At 37.5% G+C, this 17422-nt stretch carries 19 protein-coding genes; 11 read left to right on the top strand and 8 right to left on the bottom strand.

Features of this window, described 5'->3' with window-relative positions; translation table 11 throughout:
- Positions 1–167 precede the first annotated feature (167 nt).
- Positions 168–410, top strand: coding sequence for a DUF6171 family protein (locus EUBREC_RS11080; protein ID WP_012743281.1), 243 nt, complete (start codon positions 168–170; stop codon positions 408–410).
- 56 nt (positions 411–466) lie between these two features.
- Here the strand turns inward: EUBREC_RS11080 and EUBREC_RS11075 are convergent, their stop codons facing one another.
- The gene (locus tag EUBREC_RS11075) at positions 467–1402 is read right to left on the bottom strand and encodes an ArsR/SmtB family transcription factor (protein ID WP_012743280.1); all 936 of its coding nucleotides are present in this window, start codon (positions 1400–1402) and stop codon (positions 467–469) included.
- Positions 1403–1781: 379 nt separating this feature from the next.
- Between EUBREC_RS11075 and EUBREC_RS11070 the strand changes: the two genes are divergently transcribed.
- Positions 1782–3302, top strand: coding sequence for an alpha-N-arabinofuranosidase (locus EUBREC_RS11070; RefSeq protein ID WP_172622360.1), 1521 nt, complete (start codon positions 1782–1784; stop codon positions 3300–3302).
- 144 nt (positions 3303–3446) lie between these two features.
- Here EUBREC_RS11070 and EUBREC_RS11065 read toward each other — a convergent pair whose 3' ends face one another.
- Positions 3447–5456 (bottom strand): beta-galactosidase, encoded by a 2010-nt coding sequence (locus EUBREC_RS11065; RefSeq protein ID WP_012743278.1) that lies wholly within the window; start codon positions 5454–5456, stop codon positions 3447–3449.
- A gap of 164 nt (positions 5457–5620) precedes the next feature.
- On the opposite strand from EUBREC_RS11065, the gene EUBREC_RS11060 reads away from it, so the two are divergent.
- On the top strand, positions 5621–6487 hold the full coding sequence (locus EUBREC_RS11060; RefSeq protein ID WP_012743277.1) for an AraC family transcriptional regulator: 867 nt from the start codon (positions 5621–5623) through the stop codon (positions 6485–6487).
- A 114-nt stretch (positions 6488–6601) separates the two neighbouring features.
- Positions 6602–6931 carry a nucleotidyltransferase family protein gene (locus EUBREC_RS11055; RefSeq protein WP_012743276.1) on the top strand — a complete coding sequence of 110 codons (330 nt, stop codon included), beginning with the start codon at positions 6602–6604 and terminating at the stop codon, positions 6929–6931.
- Positions 6932–7136: 205 nt separating this feature from the next.
- On the opposite strand, the gene EUBREC_RS11050 is transcribed toward EUBREC_RS11055, so the two are convergent.
- From EUBREC_RS11050 to EUBREC_RS11040, 3 genes are all read right to left on the bottom strand, one after another.
- Positions 7137–8435: a sensor histidine kinase gene (locus tag EUBREC_RS11050; RefSeq protein ID WP_012743275.1), complete on the bottom strand. Its 1299-nt coding sequence runs from the start codon at positions 8433–8435 to the stop codon at positions 7137–7139.
- 6 nt (positions 8436–8441) lie between these two features.
- Positions 8442–9149, bottom strand: a complete 708-nt coding sequence (locus EUBREC_RS11045) for a LytR/AlgR family response regulator transcription factor (protein WP_012743274.1) — start codon at positions 9147–9149, stop codon at positions 8442–8444.
- A 94-nt stretch (positions 9150–9243) separates the two neighbouring features.
- Positions 9244–9570, bottom strand: coding sequence for a helix-turn-helix domain-containing protein (locus EUBREC_RS11040; RefSeq protein WP_012743273.1), 327 nt, complete (start codon positions 9568–9570; stop codon positions 9244–9246).
- A 293-nt stretch (positions 9571–9863) separates the two neighbouring features.
- Here EUBREC_RS11040 and EUBREC_RS11035 point away from each other — a divergent pair, with 293 nt between their 5' ends.
- The 7 genes from EUBREC_RS11035 to EUBREC_RS11005 all read left to right on the top strand — a co-directional run bounded on the left by EUBREC_RS11035 (position 9864) and on the right by EUBREC_RS11005 (position 14659).
- Positions 9864–10013 carry a cyclic lactone autoinducer peptide gene (locus tag EUBREC_RS11035; protein WP_012743272.1) on the top strand — a complete coding sequence of 50 codons (150 nt, stop codon included), beginning with the start codon at positions 9864–9866 and terminating at the stop codon, positions 10011–10013.
- Positions 10013–10597 carry an accessory gene regulator ArgB-like protein gene (locus EUBREC_RS11030; protein WP_012743271.1) on the top strand — a complete coding sequence of 195 codons (585 nt, stop codon included), beginning with the start codon at positions 10013–10015 and terminating at the stop codon, positions 10595–10597. Before EUBREC_RS11035 ends, EUBREC_RS11030 begins: the two co-directional genes overlap by 1 nt.
- 103 nt (positions 10598–10700) lie before the next feature.
- Positions 10701–11108, top strand: a complete 408-nt coding sequence (locus tag EUBREC_RS11025) for a hypothetical protein (RefSeq protein WP_015517353.1) — start codon at positions 10701–10703, stop codon at positions 11106–11108.
- Between the two features lie 135 nt (positions 11109–11243).
- Positions 11244–12398 (top strand): hypothetical protein, encoded by a 1155-nt coding sequence (locus EUBREC_RS11020; protein WP_012743269.1) that lies wholly within the window; start codon positions 11244–11246, stop codon positions 12396–12398.
- Positions 12395–13171, top strand: coding sequence for a hypothetical protein (locus tag EUBREC_RS11015; RefSeq protein WP_012743268.1), 777 nt, complete (start codon positions 12395–12397; stop codon positions 13169–13171). The genes EUBREC_RS11020 and EUBREC_RS11015 overlap by 4 nt, the downstream gene beginning before the upstream one ends.
- Positions 13158–14012 (top strand): hypothetical protein, encoded by an 855-nt coding sequence (locus EUBREC_RS11010; protein WP_012743267.1) that lies wholly within the window; start codon positions 13158–13160, stop codon positions 14010–14012. The genes EUBREC_RS11015 and EUBREC_RS11010 overlap by 14 nt, the downstream gene beginning before the upstream one ends.
- 2 nt (positions 14013–14014) lie before the next feature.
- A complete protein-coding gene (locus EUBREC_RS11005) occupies positions 14015–14659 on the top strand; it encodes an ATP-binding cassette domain-containing protein (RefSeq protein WP_012743266.1) in 645 nt (214 codons plus the stop codon).
- Positions 14660–14687: 28 nt separating this feature from the next.
- Here EUBREC_RS11005 and EUBREC_RS11000 read toward each other — a convergent pair whose 3' ends face one another.
- The 3 genes from EUBREC_RS11000 to EUBREC_RS10990 are packed head-to-tail and all read right to left on the bottom strand — an operon-like array spanning position 14688 to position 17218.
- Positions 14688–15359 carry a methylated-DNA--[protein]-cysteine S-methyltransferase gene (locus tag EUBREC_RS11000; protein WP_012743265.1) on the bottom strand — a complete coding sequence of 224 codons (672 nt, stop codon included), beginning with the start codon at positions 15357–15359 and terminating at the stop codon, positions 14688–14690.
- Between the two features lie 59 nt (positions 15360–15418).
- On the bottom strand, positions 15419–16819 hold the full coding sequence (locus tag EUBREC_RS10995; protein WP_012743264.1) for a PH domain-containing protein: 1401 nt from the start codon (positions 16817–16819) through the stop codon (positions 15419–15421).
- Between the two features lie 15 nt (positions 16820–16834).
- Positions 16835–17218: a GntR family transcriptional regulator gene (locus tag EUBREC_RS10990; protein ID WP_012743263.1), complete on the bottom strand. Its 384-nt coding sequence runs from the start codon at positions 17216–17218 to the stop codon at positions 16835–16837.
- Between the last annotated feature and the right edge of the window lie 204 nt (positions 17219–17422).

The raw sequence follows: 17422 nt of genomic DNA, 5'->3' as shown, positions 1-17422 counted from the left end.
GATTGTATACATATAAAAACTTTAATGTTTTAATTAGCGTAAAATAATTTAATGAATTCTAAAATATATATTGTGTTATAGGTTTTTATCTGATATATTAAATCTATAAATGCTGGGCGACCTGTGTTTTCGTATAACTGATAAGGCAAAAAGAAAGGGGACATCACATGGAACTGATATGTAAGAAGTGTCTGCTTAGAGAAATGGCAGAGGCCGACGCAGCAATGATAAAAAAATATGTTGATGCGATAAAGGGCGAGGACAGAGTGCCGGAAAAAGAGTATGAGGCAAGGCTTGCAGTGTGCAAGGCGTGTGACAGGCTAAATGCCGGAACCTGTAATGCATGCGGCTGTTATGTGGAGCTTCGGGCGCTTACAGGCGTTTCGCACTGCCCTCATAAAAAGTGGTAGTACAAAAAAATAATAACAAAATGACTGCGGTTTTGATTTCCGCAGTCATTTTATTATTATTTAGTGTTTTTTTCAGTGTCAAGAGGTTCATAATTGATGGATACAACAATGTCCTGATCGTAGTTACCGAAGCTTTTTCCAAATATTGTGAGTCCACCGACATGGGCAGAATCCTCCTCAACAGCTATGCGGAAGCGTATAGTGCTTGTGTAGTCAAGCTTTAGCTCAGAGGTTGTGATATCTGATATCTTAAGACCGTCTATGAAGGTGCCTTTATGATTTATGACTAAAAGCTTGAGGAGACCGTATTGATTCCAGTTCTGAGGCCACCATTCAGGGGTGAACATTCCGCGTACATCTCCATAGTCACCGGGAGAGGTCCAGGTGCCGACCAGAGTGTCATTTATGTAAAAGCTTATATCACTTGGCCAGTCGTTGTCGATGCCCGGAGCCTCAGAACTTATCTCGGCTGAGAGTGAAAGCTGGGTGATTTTCTGATTACGTGGAATGAGATTTGGAATTACATATTCCACATAGCCCTTTGTGAACCACATAATGTCTGCATTGAAATGGTCAGGATGGTCAAAGTAACGTACGTCATCGAGCTCTCCTATCACAAATGAGGATGTAGCCAGGCCACAGGTTGGACAGATATTGTGAGATGAAAACTGCCCTACCTTTATGGAGGTGTTGTATACGTTACTTAAGTCTATTGGTTTTTCAATTTCTACTAATATACGATCCTGAATCAGTGAACACAGCTTCTGGTTGCCGTGACCGGATGAATCGTTTGAGGCGGATATAAGTCCACACTCCTCAAGCTTTTTTATATGTCCGGTTAAAGCTCCATTGCTGATGTTTAGCTCGTTTGCAATCTGATTCATGCTCATCTGGTTATTCTCGAGCAGAATTTTTAAAATCTGGATACGAATATCAGAGCCGAGAGCTTTAAACAGTTCGAGACCATCGTCTAATGATGTGATATGTATCATATATAGATTCTCCTAAAATATTTTATAAAATTAACAACGAGTTCTTGTGTGTAAATCATGTTTTAATTATAGGAATAAGCTCCTATGTTGTCAATATATTATCGTATAGTTTTAAGCTATATTGAAGTATATTTTAAAATAATTTAAATATATTGTGCAATATGTATAACTTACATGCGCTTCAAATCGAAAATAAAATAAAATTTTAGACATTATCAAATAATGCGTAAAATAGTTTAAGATAATCTAAAATAAATATTGACATTGCAGCTACTCTCATGTATATTATGTGCATAAGCAAAACACATTAACAATCAGTGCACTTATGTGTGCAACAATGGCAGGTCAGGATAAATGTATAAGAGATAAAGGAGAAACTATGGCAAAAATTATTGTAAATAATGAGAATAAAAAGAGTACAATTGCTCCGGAAATTTATGGACATTTTTCAGAGCATCTCGGAAGATGTATCTACGAGGGATTATTTGTAGGGGAGAATTCAGATATACCAAACGTAAACGGCATGCGTACTGATGTTGTAGATGCATTAAAGGAAATGAAGATACCTGTGCTCCGCTGGCCGGGCGGCTGCTTTGCAGATGAGTATCACTGGATGGATGGTATCGGTCCTAAGGAGAAGAGAAAAAAGATGATCAACACACACTGGGGTGGTGTAGTTGAGGACAACAGCTTCGGAACACATGAGTTTTTTGAGCTTTGCAGACAGTTAGGCTGTAAGACATATGTGAACGGAAATTTAGGAAGCGGAACAGTACGCGAGATGAGTGAGTGGGTAGAGTACATCACATTTAACGGAGTATCTCCTATGGCTGATTTGCGTAAGGAAAATGGTCACGAAGAGCCGTGGACTATTGATTATTTCGGAGTTGGAAATGAGAACTGGGGATGTGGTGGAAACATGCGTCCTGAGCATTATGCAGATGAATACCGCAGATACCAGACTTATGTCAGAAACTATGCAGGCAATCAGCCAATCAATAAAATCTGCTGTGGTCCAAATGTGGATGACTATGAGTGGACAAAGAAGGTTATGGCTACATGCTTTGACCATTGTGATCCGAAACTCCATGGTCTGATGGATGGATTATCTCTTCATTATTACACACTTCCTGAGACTGAGGATGACTGGAATATCAAGGGAAGTGCGACAGATTTTACAGAGGATATTTTTTATCAGACTCTTAAGAGAGGATATTTCATGGAGGAGCTCATCAATCGTCATGGAGCTATAATGGATGAGTATGATCCTGATAAGAATATTGGTCTTATTGTTGATGAGTGGGGCATCTGGTCAGATGTGGAGCCTGGTACCAATCCGGGATTCTTATATCAGCAGAACACAATGCGTGATGCGCTTGTTGCAGGTATGACATTAAACATTTTCAACAAGCATTCCGACCGTGTGAAGATGGCATGTATTGCACAGCTTATAAATGTGCTTCAGTCTGTAATGCTCACAGACGGCGATAAGATGATAAAGACACCTACATATTATGTATTCCATATGATGAGACATCATCAGGGCGCAGCTCTTTTGGACAGCTCTCTTGTAGGAGGAGCTACTGTTGGTTCTGGAAAGAATGAGCTTCCTAAGGTTTTTGAGTCTGTATCAGAGGATAAGGATGGAGTGATTACAGTCACACTTACAAACAATTCTCTTGAGTCATCAGAGGATGTTGATATTATGCTCACAAATGAGGGTGACAAATACAGTGTAAGTGAGGCCAGATACATCGAAGGTGCCATGGATGCACACAATACCTTTGAAGCACCTGAGGTAGTGGATGAGAAAGATTTCACAGCATATGAAAATACACAGACCGGTGTGAAGGTTACTCTTCCGGCATGCAGTGTTGTTACACTTAGATTATCGAAATAATATTAAAACAGCTATTCAGAATCCCGGGTTGTCTGTCATACTAAGGTGTGTACGGACAATCCGGGATTTTGTCGGTTGTGAATGATACAAAAATGCAGCGGCTTTTTGTGTAGCTTACTATATGTTTTAATGTATAAGGCTCTCTTATAGTGCTTCCTGAAGTATCTTCACATCCCACTTATTCATCACATCGCCCTCTTTAGCTGCTTCTCCGGTGATCAGGTCAACCATTCCTGCAAGGCTTGCAGGGAGAGTCTGCTTTTCATCAGTGAAATTCATCACAAAGTAAAAGCGTGTATTTTCGCTCTCGCGGCATGTGATTTCAAGACCTGTCTCTTCAGCAATGACACCTGATACAGACACTTCATTTGTGGCTTCATCAAGCACCCTTGCAAGTCCGGCTGCCTCAAGCTGTGTGGCAACATAGTATACATGGCCTTTTCCGTAGATGTTCTTTGTGACAGCAGGCATTCCTGCATAGAAATCGCTTTCATATGTGGCGAGTACTTCTGCACCTTCCGGGTGCATCAGGTCGCACAGCAGATTGCATTTATATTCTTTTCCATCAGAAAAGCTTACAGTGTTTGACTGCTCAGGTGCGAGGGCATCAATTTCCTCAACCCAGACACCTGCCATCTCGCGAAGAGGTCCGGGATATCCGCCCAGATGCACGTTGTCAGACTGGTCCACAATACCACTCATAAATGTTGTGATGAGAGTACCGCCGTTTTTCACAAACTGCTCGAGCCTTTCCTTCATGCCTTCCTTTACCATGTAGAGAACAGGTGCGGCAATCACCTTATACTTTGAAAAATCACCATCAACCGGAATCATATCGACAGAGATATTTTTGTTGTAAAAATACTCATAATAGTGGTGAATCTGGTCAACATATTTAAGGTCCCTGGTAGGTCCGCTTGTGTACTCAAGTGCCCAGTAATTGTCCCAGTCAAAGATGATTCCCACATCTGACTTATTGCGTGTGCCAAGTGTCCTTGTGCCGAAGCTTTCAAGCTCCCTTCCAAGCAGTGCAGTCTCTCTGAATACTCTTGTGTCATTTGTTCCGACATGTGCTATTACAGCACCGTGGAATTTCTCGCAGCCACCTTTGCTTCGTCTGAGCTGGAAGAACTGGATAGTGTCTGCACCGTGGGCTATGGTCTGATAGCTCTGTGCACGCATCTGTCCCGGACGCTTCAATGAATTGTAGTGCTGCCAGTTCTGTTGGCTTGGAGTCTGCTCCATGAGCATGAATGGCTCATCCTTAAGACCTCGCATCAAATCGTGAGTCATCGCAACCATGCTCCATGGTGTGTCGTATGCAGGGTAATTATCCCACGAAACGATATCCATCTCTTTAGCCCACTTGAAATAGTCAAGACCCTTGAAGGTACCCATCAGGTTTGTTGTGACAAGTGCATCGGGAATGATAGCTTTTACTGCATCGCGCTCCAGCTTATAGCAGTTCAGCATGCTGTCAGAGTAAAACCGCCTGTAGTCTGTTGATATTCCGGCAAAGCTTGTCATGCCACCCCAGGCCTCCTCGCTGAGCTCGTTAGGTACGACTATCTCATCCCAGTCATAGAAGGTGTGTCCCCAGAACTCTGTGTTCCAGGCATCATTTACGGCATCAAGAGTCTTGTACTTATCCTTGAGCCATACACGAAACTGCTTCTGACAGTTGTCACAGTAACAGTATCCGCCATACTCGTTATTGATGTGCCATACAGAAATATTTTTATTGTCACTATAGCGTTTTGCAAGCTCTGTCACAAGAGCCTTTGCGTACTTCTGATATACCAGGGAGTTCGGACAGAAATTGTGTCTGGCTCCAAATTTATGCTGGCGTCCCTCGTAGTCGGTGCTCATTGTATCAGGATATTTTTTGACCATCCATGCAGGCAGTGCCGCTGTGGATGTTGCCATGACGATGTCGTAGTTTTCATTTGAGAGCATATCAACTATTTCGTCAAGCTCTGTGAAATTATACTCATTCTCAGACGGCTGTATTTTAGCCCATGAAAAAACGTTGATTGTGGCACTGTTGATATGGGCATCCTTAAAGTATGCCATGTCCTGCTTCCAGACCTCCTTAGGCCACTGATTTGGATTGTAATCTCCTCCAAAAAGGATTCTTTTGAATTTTGACTGCATTTTTTACCTCCGTTATGGTATTAACCCCAATATTATGATATTCTTAAACTATAAGTGTGTTTCCTTATGCACTAATCATATAATAGATTTACGGAAAATAGTATAACATCATAAACCAAATTATATAACATTTTGAAATTAAACTGTTTTTGAAAGGAGAAAGCATGCCTATTTATTTTGGAAGCAATTTCGCAAGAGAACCGTTTCAATTCGACTCTGTCGGTAATGACTGGGAGCAGGAAAGCGTGACGCGCCCGGAGGGGTATCCGCTGTACCATTATTTACAGACGAAGGAGGGCGTGGGCGAGGTAACGGTATACAGCAGAAATCAGGCTGTTTCGGACAATATTTTGTCAAACAGTCATACGATTGAGCTGCAAAAGGGGCAGGGGATTCTCATTGCGCCAAACGTGCCACACTCCTATCACAATAAAAACATCTCATCCGGCAATAGCCTGCCATGGAAAACAGAGTTTGCCACTTTTACAGGGACAATGGCGGCAACCTTCAGGGAAATGTTTGATGAAAAGGAATACTGGCTGATTGATGAGAATAAGGGGATGGAGGTGTCGGAAGCGATTAACAAGGCTGTAGAAGACTTTAAGGAACGCTCCAGTGATACGCAAATGCTCTCACTCGACTGTTATGGCATCATGCTTTTGCTCTCAGACCAGTCTAATCACACACACGATAATGATGACCAAAGCTATGTACGTTTTATAAAGCCTGTTATAGATGCCATAGAAGAAAGCTACATTGACGATATCAGTGCCAAGGAGCTTGCTGATAGTGTATTTGTATCGCAGCAATATCTATCGCGTGTTTTTACGGAGTTTATGAACTGCTCGGTGTATGAGTACCTGACCAACTACCGCATCAATAAAGCCAAGGAGTTACTGCTTATAAACAGCAGGCGCAAGGTACAGGATATAGCATCTGATGTGGGGTACTCAGATGCCAGCCATTTTATCGTCATGTTCAAGAAACTTACAGGGATGACACCGACGCAGTTTCGGAAGCTGCATATATAAGAGGATGCAACTGTTTCTTGTATTAATAGGGTTTGATGTTAAGATATATTTATCAGAAATATGGTGCGAAAATGAATAGCTACAATTGTTTTATAAGAATTAGGAAGTGATAATATGAGTGATAGAAACCGGATATTATGTGAGTTCAGAAATAAGACAAAAAGCATTATGGGTGATTCGTTAAAGCAGATGATATTATATGGTTCATATGCAAGAGGAGATTATGGAGATAATTCAGATATGGATATAATGGTTTTGACGGAGCTGACGGATGATAGGATTATACAGATAGAGGATGAAATATTTGATGCAGCTTATGATATTGAACTTGAGTATGGTGTGCCGATAAGTGTGAATATTAAAAATGAAAAACACTTTAAAAATTGGGTAAACAGCTTGCCGTATTATTCAAATATACAAAAGGAGGGAATTATTATTGCTTGAGGAAAATTGTATTAGTTTAGCAAATATAGAATGGAAACGTCAATGGAAACTTTAAATGTTGCCAGGGAGTGTTTAGAAAACAAACATTTTAAAGATTACAGGAGTTCGCTCCACTATTAGAGGTACAAAACAAGTTCAGTCCATACAGAAATGCGCAAAAAAGGCAATCACATAAAAAGTTCGTGATTGCCTAATTTTTTAGCATTTATTGTTTCAGGGTTATGATTGTATGGAAAGTACCGGAATCATTATCATAATACATTTGCAAATTTCCGTGATATTGTTTCACGACTTTTTTAATACTCTTGATTCCGAAGCCATGTCTGCCCTTATTTGCTTTATGGGATACAGGAAGTCCATCCTGATCATACACAGGGGTGCTTCGGCAGGAATTTATGAGTATGATAATAATAAAAGGTGAATTTTCCTTTTTTTCTACGGTAAGCTCAATAAAAGAATCAGGGATGTTATCTGCTGATTCCAATGCATTATCCAATAAGTTACAGAATAACGATGTCAAATCGTGCTGGTAAATATTTTGAACAGTATCACTTCTGATATCAGTATGAAAAACAATGTGCTTCTCGTTGCATTGTCGCTGATAGCGGCAGAGAATTGCATTCAGCATTTCATTATCGCAGATTTTTGAGGTTTCTTTTAAGTCAGAAGATTCCAAAAGCTGTTGTATATAAGCATTTATTTTATCAGAATCATTTTTTTCATTGAGTAATTTGATAGATTGAAGATGTTTTTTTATATCATGGATCAGAATACTTTGATTTTCACTTTGCGAAAGTATCATTTCATAGTATTGGGCAAAATCCGATTCTTTCTGGAGCAACAACTGCATATCGGTATATTCCTGTGATTTTTTCTGATTATATTGGTTGATGCCAAATACAAGCAGATTGACCATCAGCAAAAAAACAGCACAGATTGTTACCATAAAATCAACAGGTTGGGCAAAGGCTGATGTTTCACCAATAGCAAGAAAAGTAAACATAATAAAAACAGACGAAACCGGAATTAGCATTAAAAGAAGTCCTGAGCGATCGTACTGTTCCTGATTTATATTTTTTCCTTTGAGCAGATGAATTAATAAATAGATGACTGCAAAAAATAAAATCTTGCTAAAAACCGTATAAAAAATAATTCCGGCATCTGTTTCTAAGACAAAATGCGGAAAAAACCTTGATATAATTCCGAAAACTGCAAGTTCAGATAGTCCCATAATTGCTGTAAGTATGGCGGAATGGAATAGTGCCAATAACAACTTGAGCTTAAACAACATATAAAGAAAAATAGTGTTAATCACAAAAAAACTGATGGCATTAAGCCCTGTTTGTCCTAGCAGGGAAATAAGAAACAATATAGCATAAAAAGCACTCAATAGTGCCAGTTTTATTTTATTGCTATAAGAAGAGGTAAAAAGGCTGGAGGCGTATTGCCATAATATAACCGCTTCTGTAAAAAAGCTAAAAAAAAGTAAAATGATATGTTCCATCTATTTTTACCTCATACTTTCCAGATATAGTAGATAAGCATTTTTAAATGAACTGTATTTCCTGCGTGTCAGGTAGGCGGTAATCTGCTGATTCGATAAATGTATGGTTGAATGATCAAAGTCTACAATATGTTCGAAATTAACAATAAAGCTTCTGTGTGTTTGGAAAAAGCTGTTTTTGGGGAGATGTTCCAGCCAGTAGTCCATATTATGAATGGAGTCAAAATCCTGCCGGGCAGTATGTACAATTACTTTTCGTTCCTGTGCTTCTATGGCAATGATTTGAGAAGCGGGAAACGAATACACACCCTGTTTAGTTTCAACAGGAATTTTGGTAGTAATGGAATTGTAATATGTTAAGGCATCTTTCATATTTCGGAAAAAACGCTGTTTGTCCAAAGGCTTGGAAAGATAGCGGAATACATGAAAACGCATTGCCTCATCCAGATATTCGGAATATGAGGTCACCACAAAAATAAGGACATTTTTGTTTGCTTTTTTTAATTCATTTCCTACATAAATTCCATTCATACCGGGCATTTCAATATCCAGAAAAACAATATCTTTTTCGTTTTTATCAGCCAATAAAGATTCGCCACTGGTAAAGGAAACTAATTCGGGACATTTTAAATGGTTTGATTCAAAGTAGGATTCAATATATTTCTGTAATTGTTCTATTATCAGAGTATCGTCATCACAAATTAAAATACGCATTTTTGCACCTGGCTTTCTAATGAATGTATATTTACATACATCTTATCATATAGAATTTCCAAATGCAAAAAATGCGTATGAAAAGACATTTTAATTACAATTTTGGTTCATTATGTGTTTTGTTATTTCGTTTTACAAGCAGTTCGATAAAGTCTCCGGCAAGTTCTATGTCGGATTGATTACATAACCGTAGTTTATCAATAATATCCTGTGGAATATTATAAGCATGCATGCTGCCGAGCAGAAGGTAGTCTGGTGTAACATTGAGTAGATCACAAATCCGGATGAAAATATCCAGACTTGGTTTTTGCCTTCCGTTTTCGATTGATGACATATGGTTATTGGATATATTTAATTTTTCGGCAAGTTCTGCCTGTTTTATTCGTAATTCTTTTCTGCGTATTTTGATGCGGTTTCCCATACCTTCATATTGAAATTCTATTTATTCCACCTTCTTTCAGTAGAATTTTACCAATAGAACTAAATAAAAAGAAGAATGTAACAAAGAACTATTCTGCCACATATTGAATAAAGTATAATTTATATATAAATAATTCTGTATCACATATTATTTTACGCGGAAAATAGGAAGATTATTCCAAAATTGAAGAGAATCATTCCGTTCATTCCGAAGGGCTCGTTTATTTGATTAAAGTGGTATATGATTGTTTATGTGAAAATCAATGATAATCTTTAGGAAGGAGAGAGGACATTATGAAGAAACGGGTAACTAAATCGGTTGCAAAAGGGATGAAAGCAGCATTAGATGTTGTGCTACAGACTGAAGCTAACACAGCTTCTTGTATTATTATGTATCAGCCTAAGGCACCGAAAGAATTAATGAATTACAGGAGAAACAAGTAATGGAAAAATGTACAGATACAGTAGTTGATTGGATGATCCGGTGTAATGTGATAAATGAAGCAGATAAGGAACTTTACAAGTATGCATTACATAGCTTGCTGCTATTGGTATCACCACTTATCCTAGCTGGAGGTATTGGCTTTGGGTTGGGAAGCGTAAAACACGGAGTTGCTCTTATTTTTCCGTTTATGTTTCTGAGAAAATTTAGCGGTGGTTATCATGCAAAAAAATTGCACACTTGTATTATGGGGTCTGGTTTTCTACTGTTTTTGTGCATAATGGTATCAATGCATATGCAATGCGATTGGAAGTTGGCAATAGCTACAGGTATTGCATCTGTGAGCCTGATTGCATTTAGTCCAATAGACAATGAAAACAGAAGACTTGATACTGACGAGAAAAGGACATATAAAAAAATAACAGTATTTTGTGTGATATTTTTCGGACTGTTAGATATAGTTTTATTCTTGTTAGGAAAGTACATCTATACAATCTGTTTTTCTGTTGGAATATTATTGACAGCAGGTTTACAAGCACCTTACATCGTAAAGAAAATGCGTAAATCGACCAAAAATGGACTGTAAATGTCGTTTGGTGCAATAGGGGTTGAAATCATGGCAAAAATAAAGATAATGAGAGTTGTCATTGGTTTCACAAAAAAAGAAAAAAGGAAAAGAGGTAATAATCATGTTAAAAAAGAAATTAGTTCAGGTAACAGCAGCAGCAATGGCAGCAACCATGTTATTCTCAGTACCGGCAATGGCAAAGAAAAATTTCTTTTCATTTAACGTAAAAACTTCAGTTAATGACGGAGAAGCTTTTTCAGCTGGTAATCCTAAAAATGATGCGGAAAGACAAGCTTACGTTGTAACTCAGGACAGTAACATCATAAGCACAGATGCGTTTTATTATGCCGTATTTAACTATCCGAAAGATACAGCTCGGTATCAGTATGCTTATCATACAAAAATGAGTTCAAGAACTGGCACAGTTCATCCACAGTATTATAAATCAGTTACTGCAGGGCAGACAATGTATTTACAGGCAGATACGGACAAATATATCGTTTGGGCAGATGGATACTGGTTCTCATAATAATGGATTACATGTGCAGCAAAATATCATTTAACAAGCAATCGTACAATAATTATGTAGCATAATTGCGTAAACAAGGGGGAAACAAAATTTTTAAATTGGTTTTCCCCTTTAATTGAAAGGAGAAGAGGATTAGTGAAAAAGAAAATAAGAAAAATTGGGATGTTAAGTAGTATAGCATTGATGATATGTTTGGGGGTGACCGGATGTTATCCGGACGGAAAAGTATCATTGGAAGAAAAAAAAGAAACAGATAGTAACCAGATTAATATTGATGAAAATGCTTCGCATATTGAAGGCAAATTGGATGAGGGATTATTTGTGAATGCCCAAACAGACATAAAATCTGATGCGGATTGGCATGATAATAATGTGATTTTAAAAAGCTGGGATGTAGACAAAGTGAGTAATGTTTTTGGAAATGGAAGAAATATTTCTGAAAATAAAACCATGCCTAATATGCATAATGATAATTTGAATGATAATTATATATATTGGGATGACGGAAGTTCGATTGTTATACAGAACGGCAATTTACAATATAATACGAAAACAGAATTAGAGTACTCATATTTAGGATATTTATATGGAACCATGCCATATCTTACAGATGAAACTACAGAAAAATTTCCTGAAACAGAGATTTCAGGTATTGATAAAGAAGCGGCTATTGAACAGGTGAAAAGTATTCTGGATGAAATTGGTGTAGAAGTTTCTAAACCCAGAGTGTATTCTCTGACATATGAGAAGTTGGAAGAAAATACTGATTATTCACAAACTGATCCAAATGGAAATGCACCTCATCAGTGGACAAAGGAAGATGCGGCGTATGCCATAGTCTTTAAAGGCACAATAGATACGCTGCCGATAACGGAAGTTGGATATAGAAGTGGACCGGCTGCAGGAGAAAGGATTGTGGGAATTGTGGGAAAACAAGGACTCATAGCTTTTCATGCACTTAATATATATGAACTCGAAACAGAAAATGAACTTTCAGATGAAATATTGACCACACAAACAGTTTTGGAAAATATCCAACAAAAGTTCAGAAATATTATGATTACTGATAAAGTTGAAATCGAAAAAATTAATTTAGAGTATGTTCCGGTATTAAAAAATGTTGAAAAAGGGGAGTATGAGTTAAAACCTATGTTTGTATGTATGGCAAGGCAAAATATTGAACATTCGACAGATAAGGAAGACAATGGTCTGATAGGAGACAGCAGTATTTTTCCAATAATTTTTGACGCTCAAACCGGAATGGAAATTCAGATAGGAGGTACATATTGATTCTACAACAATTGAAAGCAGATTACAAAAGAATATTCAGTTCACCTAAAATGTATTTATCAATATTAGGAGTTGTGCTTTTGTGTTATATAAGTACAGAAAAATATATACATGGCAGTGTAGATATATATTACATATTGGATATTTTAATTGGGTTGAGCGTTTTCAAAAAATTGATAATTATTTTTTCGGCGCTGCCTTGTGTGACAGGTTTTTATGACGATTGGAAACATCAATATATAAAAAATATAGTCATTCGAACGGGAAGAAGAAATTATATTATATCCAAAATCGTGGTGTGCGTATCAATTTCTTTTCTGGTAGTTTTCTTGGGAATTTTGATTTTCATAGGTCTATTAATTGGTATGGGATTCGATTATAGCGGAATAAACGGAATGGGTTTAGATGAGAATATGCCATATGGCATTTTTCTATATCAAAAGCCATTTTTATATGTATGTTGTATCGTCAGTATTTATGCAGCATCAATGGCAGTTTGGGTAATGAGTGGATTAATGATTTCATCATATATTCCTAATAGTTTTGTTGCAATATGTTCACCGCTCATTTTTAGTTATTTATTAGAAGAGATAACGGGTCTTTTACCGCCATATTTTAATATGTATCTGTTGGCGAAAGCAAGTAATGTATTGGGGAAAAATGCAACGTATAGCTATTTGTATACGATATTCATATTTACAGTACTTATATTAGGCCAGGGTTTGATTTTCGCAAAACGGGTAAAAAGGAGGTTAGGGAATGAAATCAGTTAAAATTTCTTTGATTGTTGCAATACAAAATATTAGAAAATGGAGAACAAATTATCGGATTTGGATATTAGTGATATTAACTATGATATTTGTTCAATGTTATACAAAGGAGATTTCAACAAATGCATTGGCTATGGGGATGAAAAGCTCACCTTGGCTATATCCATTTTTGTATACAGATCGCTATATACGAATCCTTTTTATGTTGCCGTTGATATTTATATATTGTGACGCTCCTTTTATAGATAAGAATCAGATATATATATTAATGAGATGTAAGAGAAAATTATGGAGCATTGGTCAAATTATTTATATTTTTATGACATCAGCAATGTATTTTTCTTTAATAGCAGCTATGACGATTGTGCTAAATATAAGAAACATAGAGTACATGAATGACTGGGGAAAGGTATTAGGTACATTGGCTTTTTCAAATGTTCCGTTGGTAAAAGGGACTGCAGTAACAATAAGTACTTATATTTTAACATATTTTACACCTACTCAAGCGATGTTCTTCACTTGGTTATTATCTGTTTTGTGCGGAGGAATTTTAGGCTTAATTATATATGGGTGCAATGTTATTTCAAAGTCAAAAGTTGTTGGAATAGTAGCTTCAGGATTTTTGGTTATCTTGAGTGCGGCAGTTTCAGGAAATGAAATGGCACAGTGGTTTTCGCCAGTCTCGTGGACAACATTAAATAAATTAGATGTGGGAAAATTGACACAATATCCTACATTTACTTATGTGATGGTTGTTTATATGACAGCGATTATTATTTTAAGTGTATGGATTATAAAAGTAATCGAAAAAAAGGATGTCGGAGTAATGATACGGGAGGTATAAACATGGAGAAGCTGATACAGATAAAGAATCTGACAAAATGTTTTGGAGAGACGAAGGTATTAGATAAGATAAATGTGAATTTCGATAGAGGACATATTTACGGAATCATTGGTAGAAATGGTTCAGGAAAATCTATGTTAATGAAATGTATATGTGGATTGGTTGTACCTACTTCAGGTGAAATAATAATAGATAATAAAAAATTAGGTACAGATATTGATTTGCCGGAAAATTTAGCAGGAATTATAGAAGAACCGGGATTTTTGGAAAACTATAGTGCATATAAGAATTTACAGTTTTTATCTATGATTAAAAATAAAATAGGGAAAGAAGAAATTATACAAACGTTAAAGAGCGTAAGACTTGATCCATACAGTAAATTACATGTTGGTAAATATTCTATGGGAATGAAACAAAGACTGGGAATAGCACAGGCAATTATGGAAAAACCAGAAATTTTAATTTTGGATGAACCAATGAACGGTTTGGATAACGATGGAGTTATGGAAATGAGAAAACTCTTTATTAACTTACGAGAAGAAGGAACAATGATTATAATTGCAAGCCATAATAAAGAAGATATAGAAGTGTTATGTGATGAAGTTTTTGAAATGGAGAAAGGTAAGCTTACACCTGTACAACACTAAACTGTCAAAATAACAGTGGAACCATTATTTAAGTAAGTGGTTCCACTGTTGTTTTTGTATATATAACATCATCTACAATCCGTATTCCATATTTATCAAGGTCAACCCTGCCGTCTATGACCTCAATGCCATCTGCTCTTAGACGGTTAGCCTGTTCATCGGCTCCGCCGAAGGCAAATGCCCCTGACAGCTCACCCTTTGCATTTACCACTCTGTAGCATGGAATTTCATCAGGATTGGGATTCTTGTGCAGGGCATTGCCGACAGCCCGGCACATTTTTTTATTGCCTGCAAGCTCAGCAACCTGTGCATATGTGGCAACACAACCCTTTGGAATCCTTTTTACAGCCTCATATATGAGCCGGGTCGGATTATAGGTGACAAGGTCATAGCTGTCTGAAATCATGTTTTTTATAGCGTCATCAGGTATGCTGCCATCGAGAATGATGGTATTCCAGTTGTCCTTGTTCTGGTGCCAGCCGGGGATGACCGATGGGAAGGCATCTCTCCAGAAGTCGCGCCAGGCAGGAGATACCTTGACATTTAAGTTGATAAAACCATTGCGCTCGTAGGTCCACAGGAAAACCTTTTTGCTGTCCTTTACGCGGATGAGCTGCCAGTTTGGGTCGTGGAATGGTGCTTCCTGATATGTATTTGGAAATGATAAGCCGTAGTCTAATGCTTCTTGTCGTGTTTTCATAGATTTTGCCTGCTTTCTTTTTAGGTATACGATTACAGTATAACATAAAAAGAACAAATTTATTGACTTAATTCTTCATACAACCCCTCTATCTCTCCATCTTCCTTAGAATTTACAAACACCAGTGTATCATCCGATTTTATCATGAGAATAGGAGAGTATCCGTCGAATACATACAGGCTGCATTTTCCAAGGGTGCGTCCTTCATACCTTCCGATATCGTAGCTGTCGGTAGAGGCTCCGTTTGTACGCAGGAAACTGTCATCCGGCAGCTCGTCCAGAAGCTTAAGCTCTGTGATGTCATTTACATCAATCTTGCTTGTATATCCACCGGCAGAAATAGTAAGGTTATTGTTTGTCATAGTGATTTTTTCCTGTATATTAATCAAAGGAAGCATGCAGACAAACACCAGGATGATACAGCCGGCTGTTATTGCACAGGTGATTCCTGTGAAAATCCACGCGCCTTTTTTAGCATAATTAAACGTGTAATTGCCGGACTGCATGCGGTTTTCAATGAGAATATGTTTGTCGTCGGGATTATAGTAGTAGCCGGTTTTCCAGTATTCATCATCGTCCACATCTATTGGTGAGGTGTTGGCAGACAGCAGTTCCTTCTTTCTGTTTAAGCCCATATAAATTGGAACAATAAATCCCAAAACGGCTATTAACTGAATGAAAATATACACATAATATGATGATGCCGGAAGTATTCCGGTGATACTTGTGTATAATGCTACATAAATCCATGCGACGGCGTTTAGCCCGCTTAGGAGAAGCATTGCGATGCTTTTATATTTCTTCATAGTATTGTTGACAATAAGGTTGAGCTTTGAATCCATGCTGTATACGTGGCGCTCGCTTTTGTTTATAAAAGCATGAAATACCAGCGAAAGTGTGGATATTAAAACAGAGCACAAAAACAGCGAAATCATAAGGATATTGTAATGGGTGTCACCAAGCATAAAGTATGGTATATATGCTGCAAGCTCAGTAATTAAAAAGAGTGCGTGCCATTTATAGCTGACTGTCGTGGCACCGGCTTCTGCTGAAACGCGGGTGTCGATATAAACCTTTTTACGTTGGGTTTCTATTATCCATCCGTTTTGTATTTTCAGAGCATACATTTTCCGGTGGGAGCTGTTTGGAATATGAATAATTCCAAAGATATATGCGAACATCCAGATAATATATACCAGAACAAAAACAGCAATGTTAAAAAAAACAATAAAGCATATCGCAATGGAGATAATCACATTGGCAATTTGAAAGTGTTTCATTTTGCGTTTTCCGGTGGTGACGATTTCGGTTACTTCGGCATCTTCTTTGTGAGATGATGGAATATGTACATTGAGATACATGCCGTTTTCATATTTATAGGCGTGTGTGTACGCAAATTGCATACATAGTATGATAATAAGATTTGTAATTATAAAGATAATAAACATCATAATTTCCATAGTCTGCCTCCTCTGCTAAGCGGTACATGGTTTCATTTGTGAATACAGTTTATCACACATTGATAAAAATTCCTCACGGCTCATTCCGGTGAGACAGGCCTCAGCACTTAAAAGCTCAAGCTCTGATTCCAGCTTTTCAGTGAAATCGGTATCATCTGCGATGGATTCTGACACAAAAGCGCCGAGCCGTCTGTCTGTACGGATAAATCCCTCATTTTTCAAAATCTGATAGGCTTTATTGACCGTCATTGTGTTTACACCGGCATCGCTTGCAAGCTGGCGCACGGTTGGAAGCTTTTCACCGGTCTTTAGCTCACCTTTGCCTATTCCCTTTACAATCTGGTTTCTAAGCTGTACGTATATCGGTGTACTGCTTGACATGTCGAGTTCTATTATCATGTGAACCTCCTGTATCTTACTGTTTATATGTCATAGCCTGTTTGAAATGCATCAATATTTATGAGCAGGCTGTAATCTGACAAAACTTGTAAGTGATATAATTGTATTGCTTGTATTAGATATAGTAATACAGACAACTACTTTATGTCAACTGATGTTTTAGCATCAATTATATTGACATTTGGAATATTACAATTATGATTA

This window comes from Agathobacter rectalis ATCC 33656, from assembly GCF_000020605.1.
GTDB classification, from domain to species: domain Bacteria; phylum Bacillota; class Clostridia; order Lachnospirales; family Lachnospiraceae; genus Roseburia; species Roseburia rectalis.
The sequence above is the reverse complement of the archived record's forward strand: the minus strand, read 5'-3'. Positions and strand labels throughout refer to the sequence as shown.

What these genes read in the sequence shown, in the direction of transcription:
- EUBREC_RS11080 (WP_012743281.1), top strand. Translation starts at nt 168, where the DNA reads ATGGAACTGATATGTAAGAAGTGTCTGCTTAGAGAAATGGCAGAGGCC.
- EUBREC_RS11075 (WP_012743280.1), bottom strand. Translation starts at nt 1,402, where the DNA reads ATGATACATATCACATCATTAGACGATGGTCTCGAACTGTTTAAAGCT.
- EUBREC_RS11070 (WP_172622360.1), top strand. Translation starts at nt 1,782, where the DNA reads ATGGCAAAAATTATTGTAAATAATGAGAATAAAAAGAGTACAATTGCT.
- EUBREC_RS11065 (WP_012743278.1), bottom strand. Translation starts at nt 5,456, where the DNA reads ATGCAGTCAAAATTCAAAAGAATCCTTTTTGGAGGAGATTACAATCCA.
- EUBREC_RS11060 (WP_012743277.1), top strand. Translation starts at nt 5,621, where the DNA reads ATGCCTATTTATTTTGGAAGCAATTTCGCAAGAGAACCGTTTCAATTC.
- EUBREC_RS11055 (WP_012743276.1), top strand. Translation starts at nt 6,602, where the DNA reads ATGAGTGATAGAAACCGGATATTATGTGAGTTCAGAAATAAGACAAAA.
- EUBREC_RS11050 (WP_012743275.1), bottom strand. Translation starts at nt 8,435, where the DNA reads ATGGAACATATCATTTTACTTTTTTTTAGCTTTTTTACAGAAGCGGTT.
- EUBREC_RS11045 (WP_012743274.1), bottom strand. Translation starts at nt 9,149, where the DNA reads ATGCGTATTTTAATTTGTGATGACGATACTCTGATAATAGAACAATTA.
- EUBREC_RS11040 (WP_012743273.1), bottom strand. Translation starts at nt 9,570, where the DNA reads ATGGGAAACCGCATCAAAATACGCAGAAAAGAATTACGAATAAAACAG.
- EUBREC_RS11035 (WP_012743272.1), top strand. Translation starts at nt 9,864, where the DNA reads ATGAAGAAACGGGTAACTAAATCGGTTGCAAAAGGGATGAAAGCAGCA.
- EUBREC_RS11030 (WP_012743271.1), top strand. Translation starts at nt 10,013, where the DNA reads ATGGAAAAATGTACAGATACAGTAGTTGATTGGATGATCCGGTGTAAT.
- EUBREC_RS11025 (WP_015517353.1), top strand. Translation starts at nt 10,701, where the DNA reads ATGTTAAAAAAGAAATTAGTTCAGGTAACAGCAGCAGCAATGGCAGCA.
- EUBREC_RS11010 (WP_012743267.1), top strand. Translation starts at nt 13,158, where the DNA reads ATGAAATCAGTTAAAATTTCTTTGATTGTTGCAATACAAAATATTAGA.
- EUBREC_RS11005 (WP_012743266.1), top strand. Translation starts at nt 14,015, where the DNA reads ATGGAGAAGCTGATACAGATAAAGAATCTGACAAAATGTTTTGGAGAG.
- EUBREC_RS11000 (WP_012743265.1), bottom strand. Translation starts at nt 15,359, where the DNA reads ATGAAAACACGACAAGAAGCATTAGACTACGGCTTATCATTTCCAAAT.
- EUBREC_RS10995 (WP_012743264.1), bottom strand. Translation starts at nt 16,819, where the DNA reads ATGGAAATTATGATGTTTATTATCTTTATAATTACAAATCTTATTATC.
- EUBREC_RS10990 (WP_012743263.1), bottom strand. Translation starts at nt 17,218, where the DNA reads ATGATAATAGAACTCGACATGTCAAGCAGTACACCGATATACGTACAG.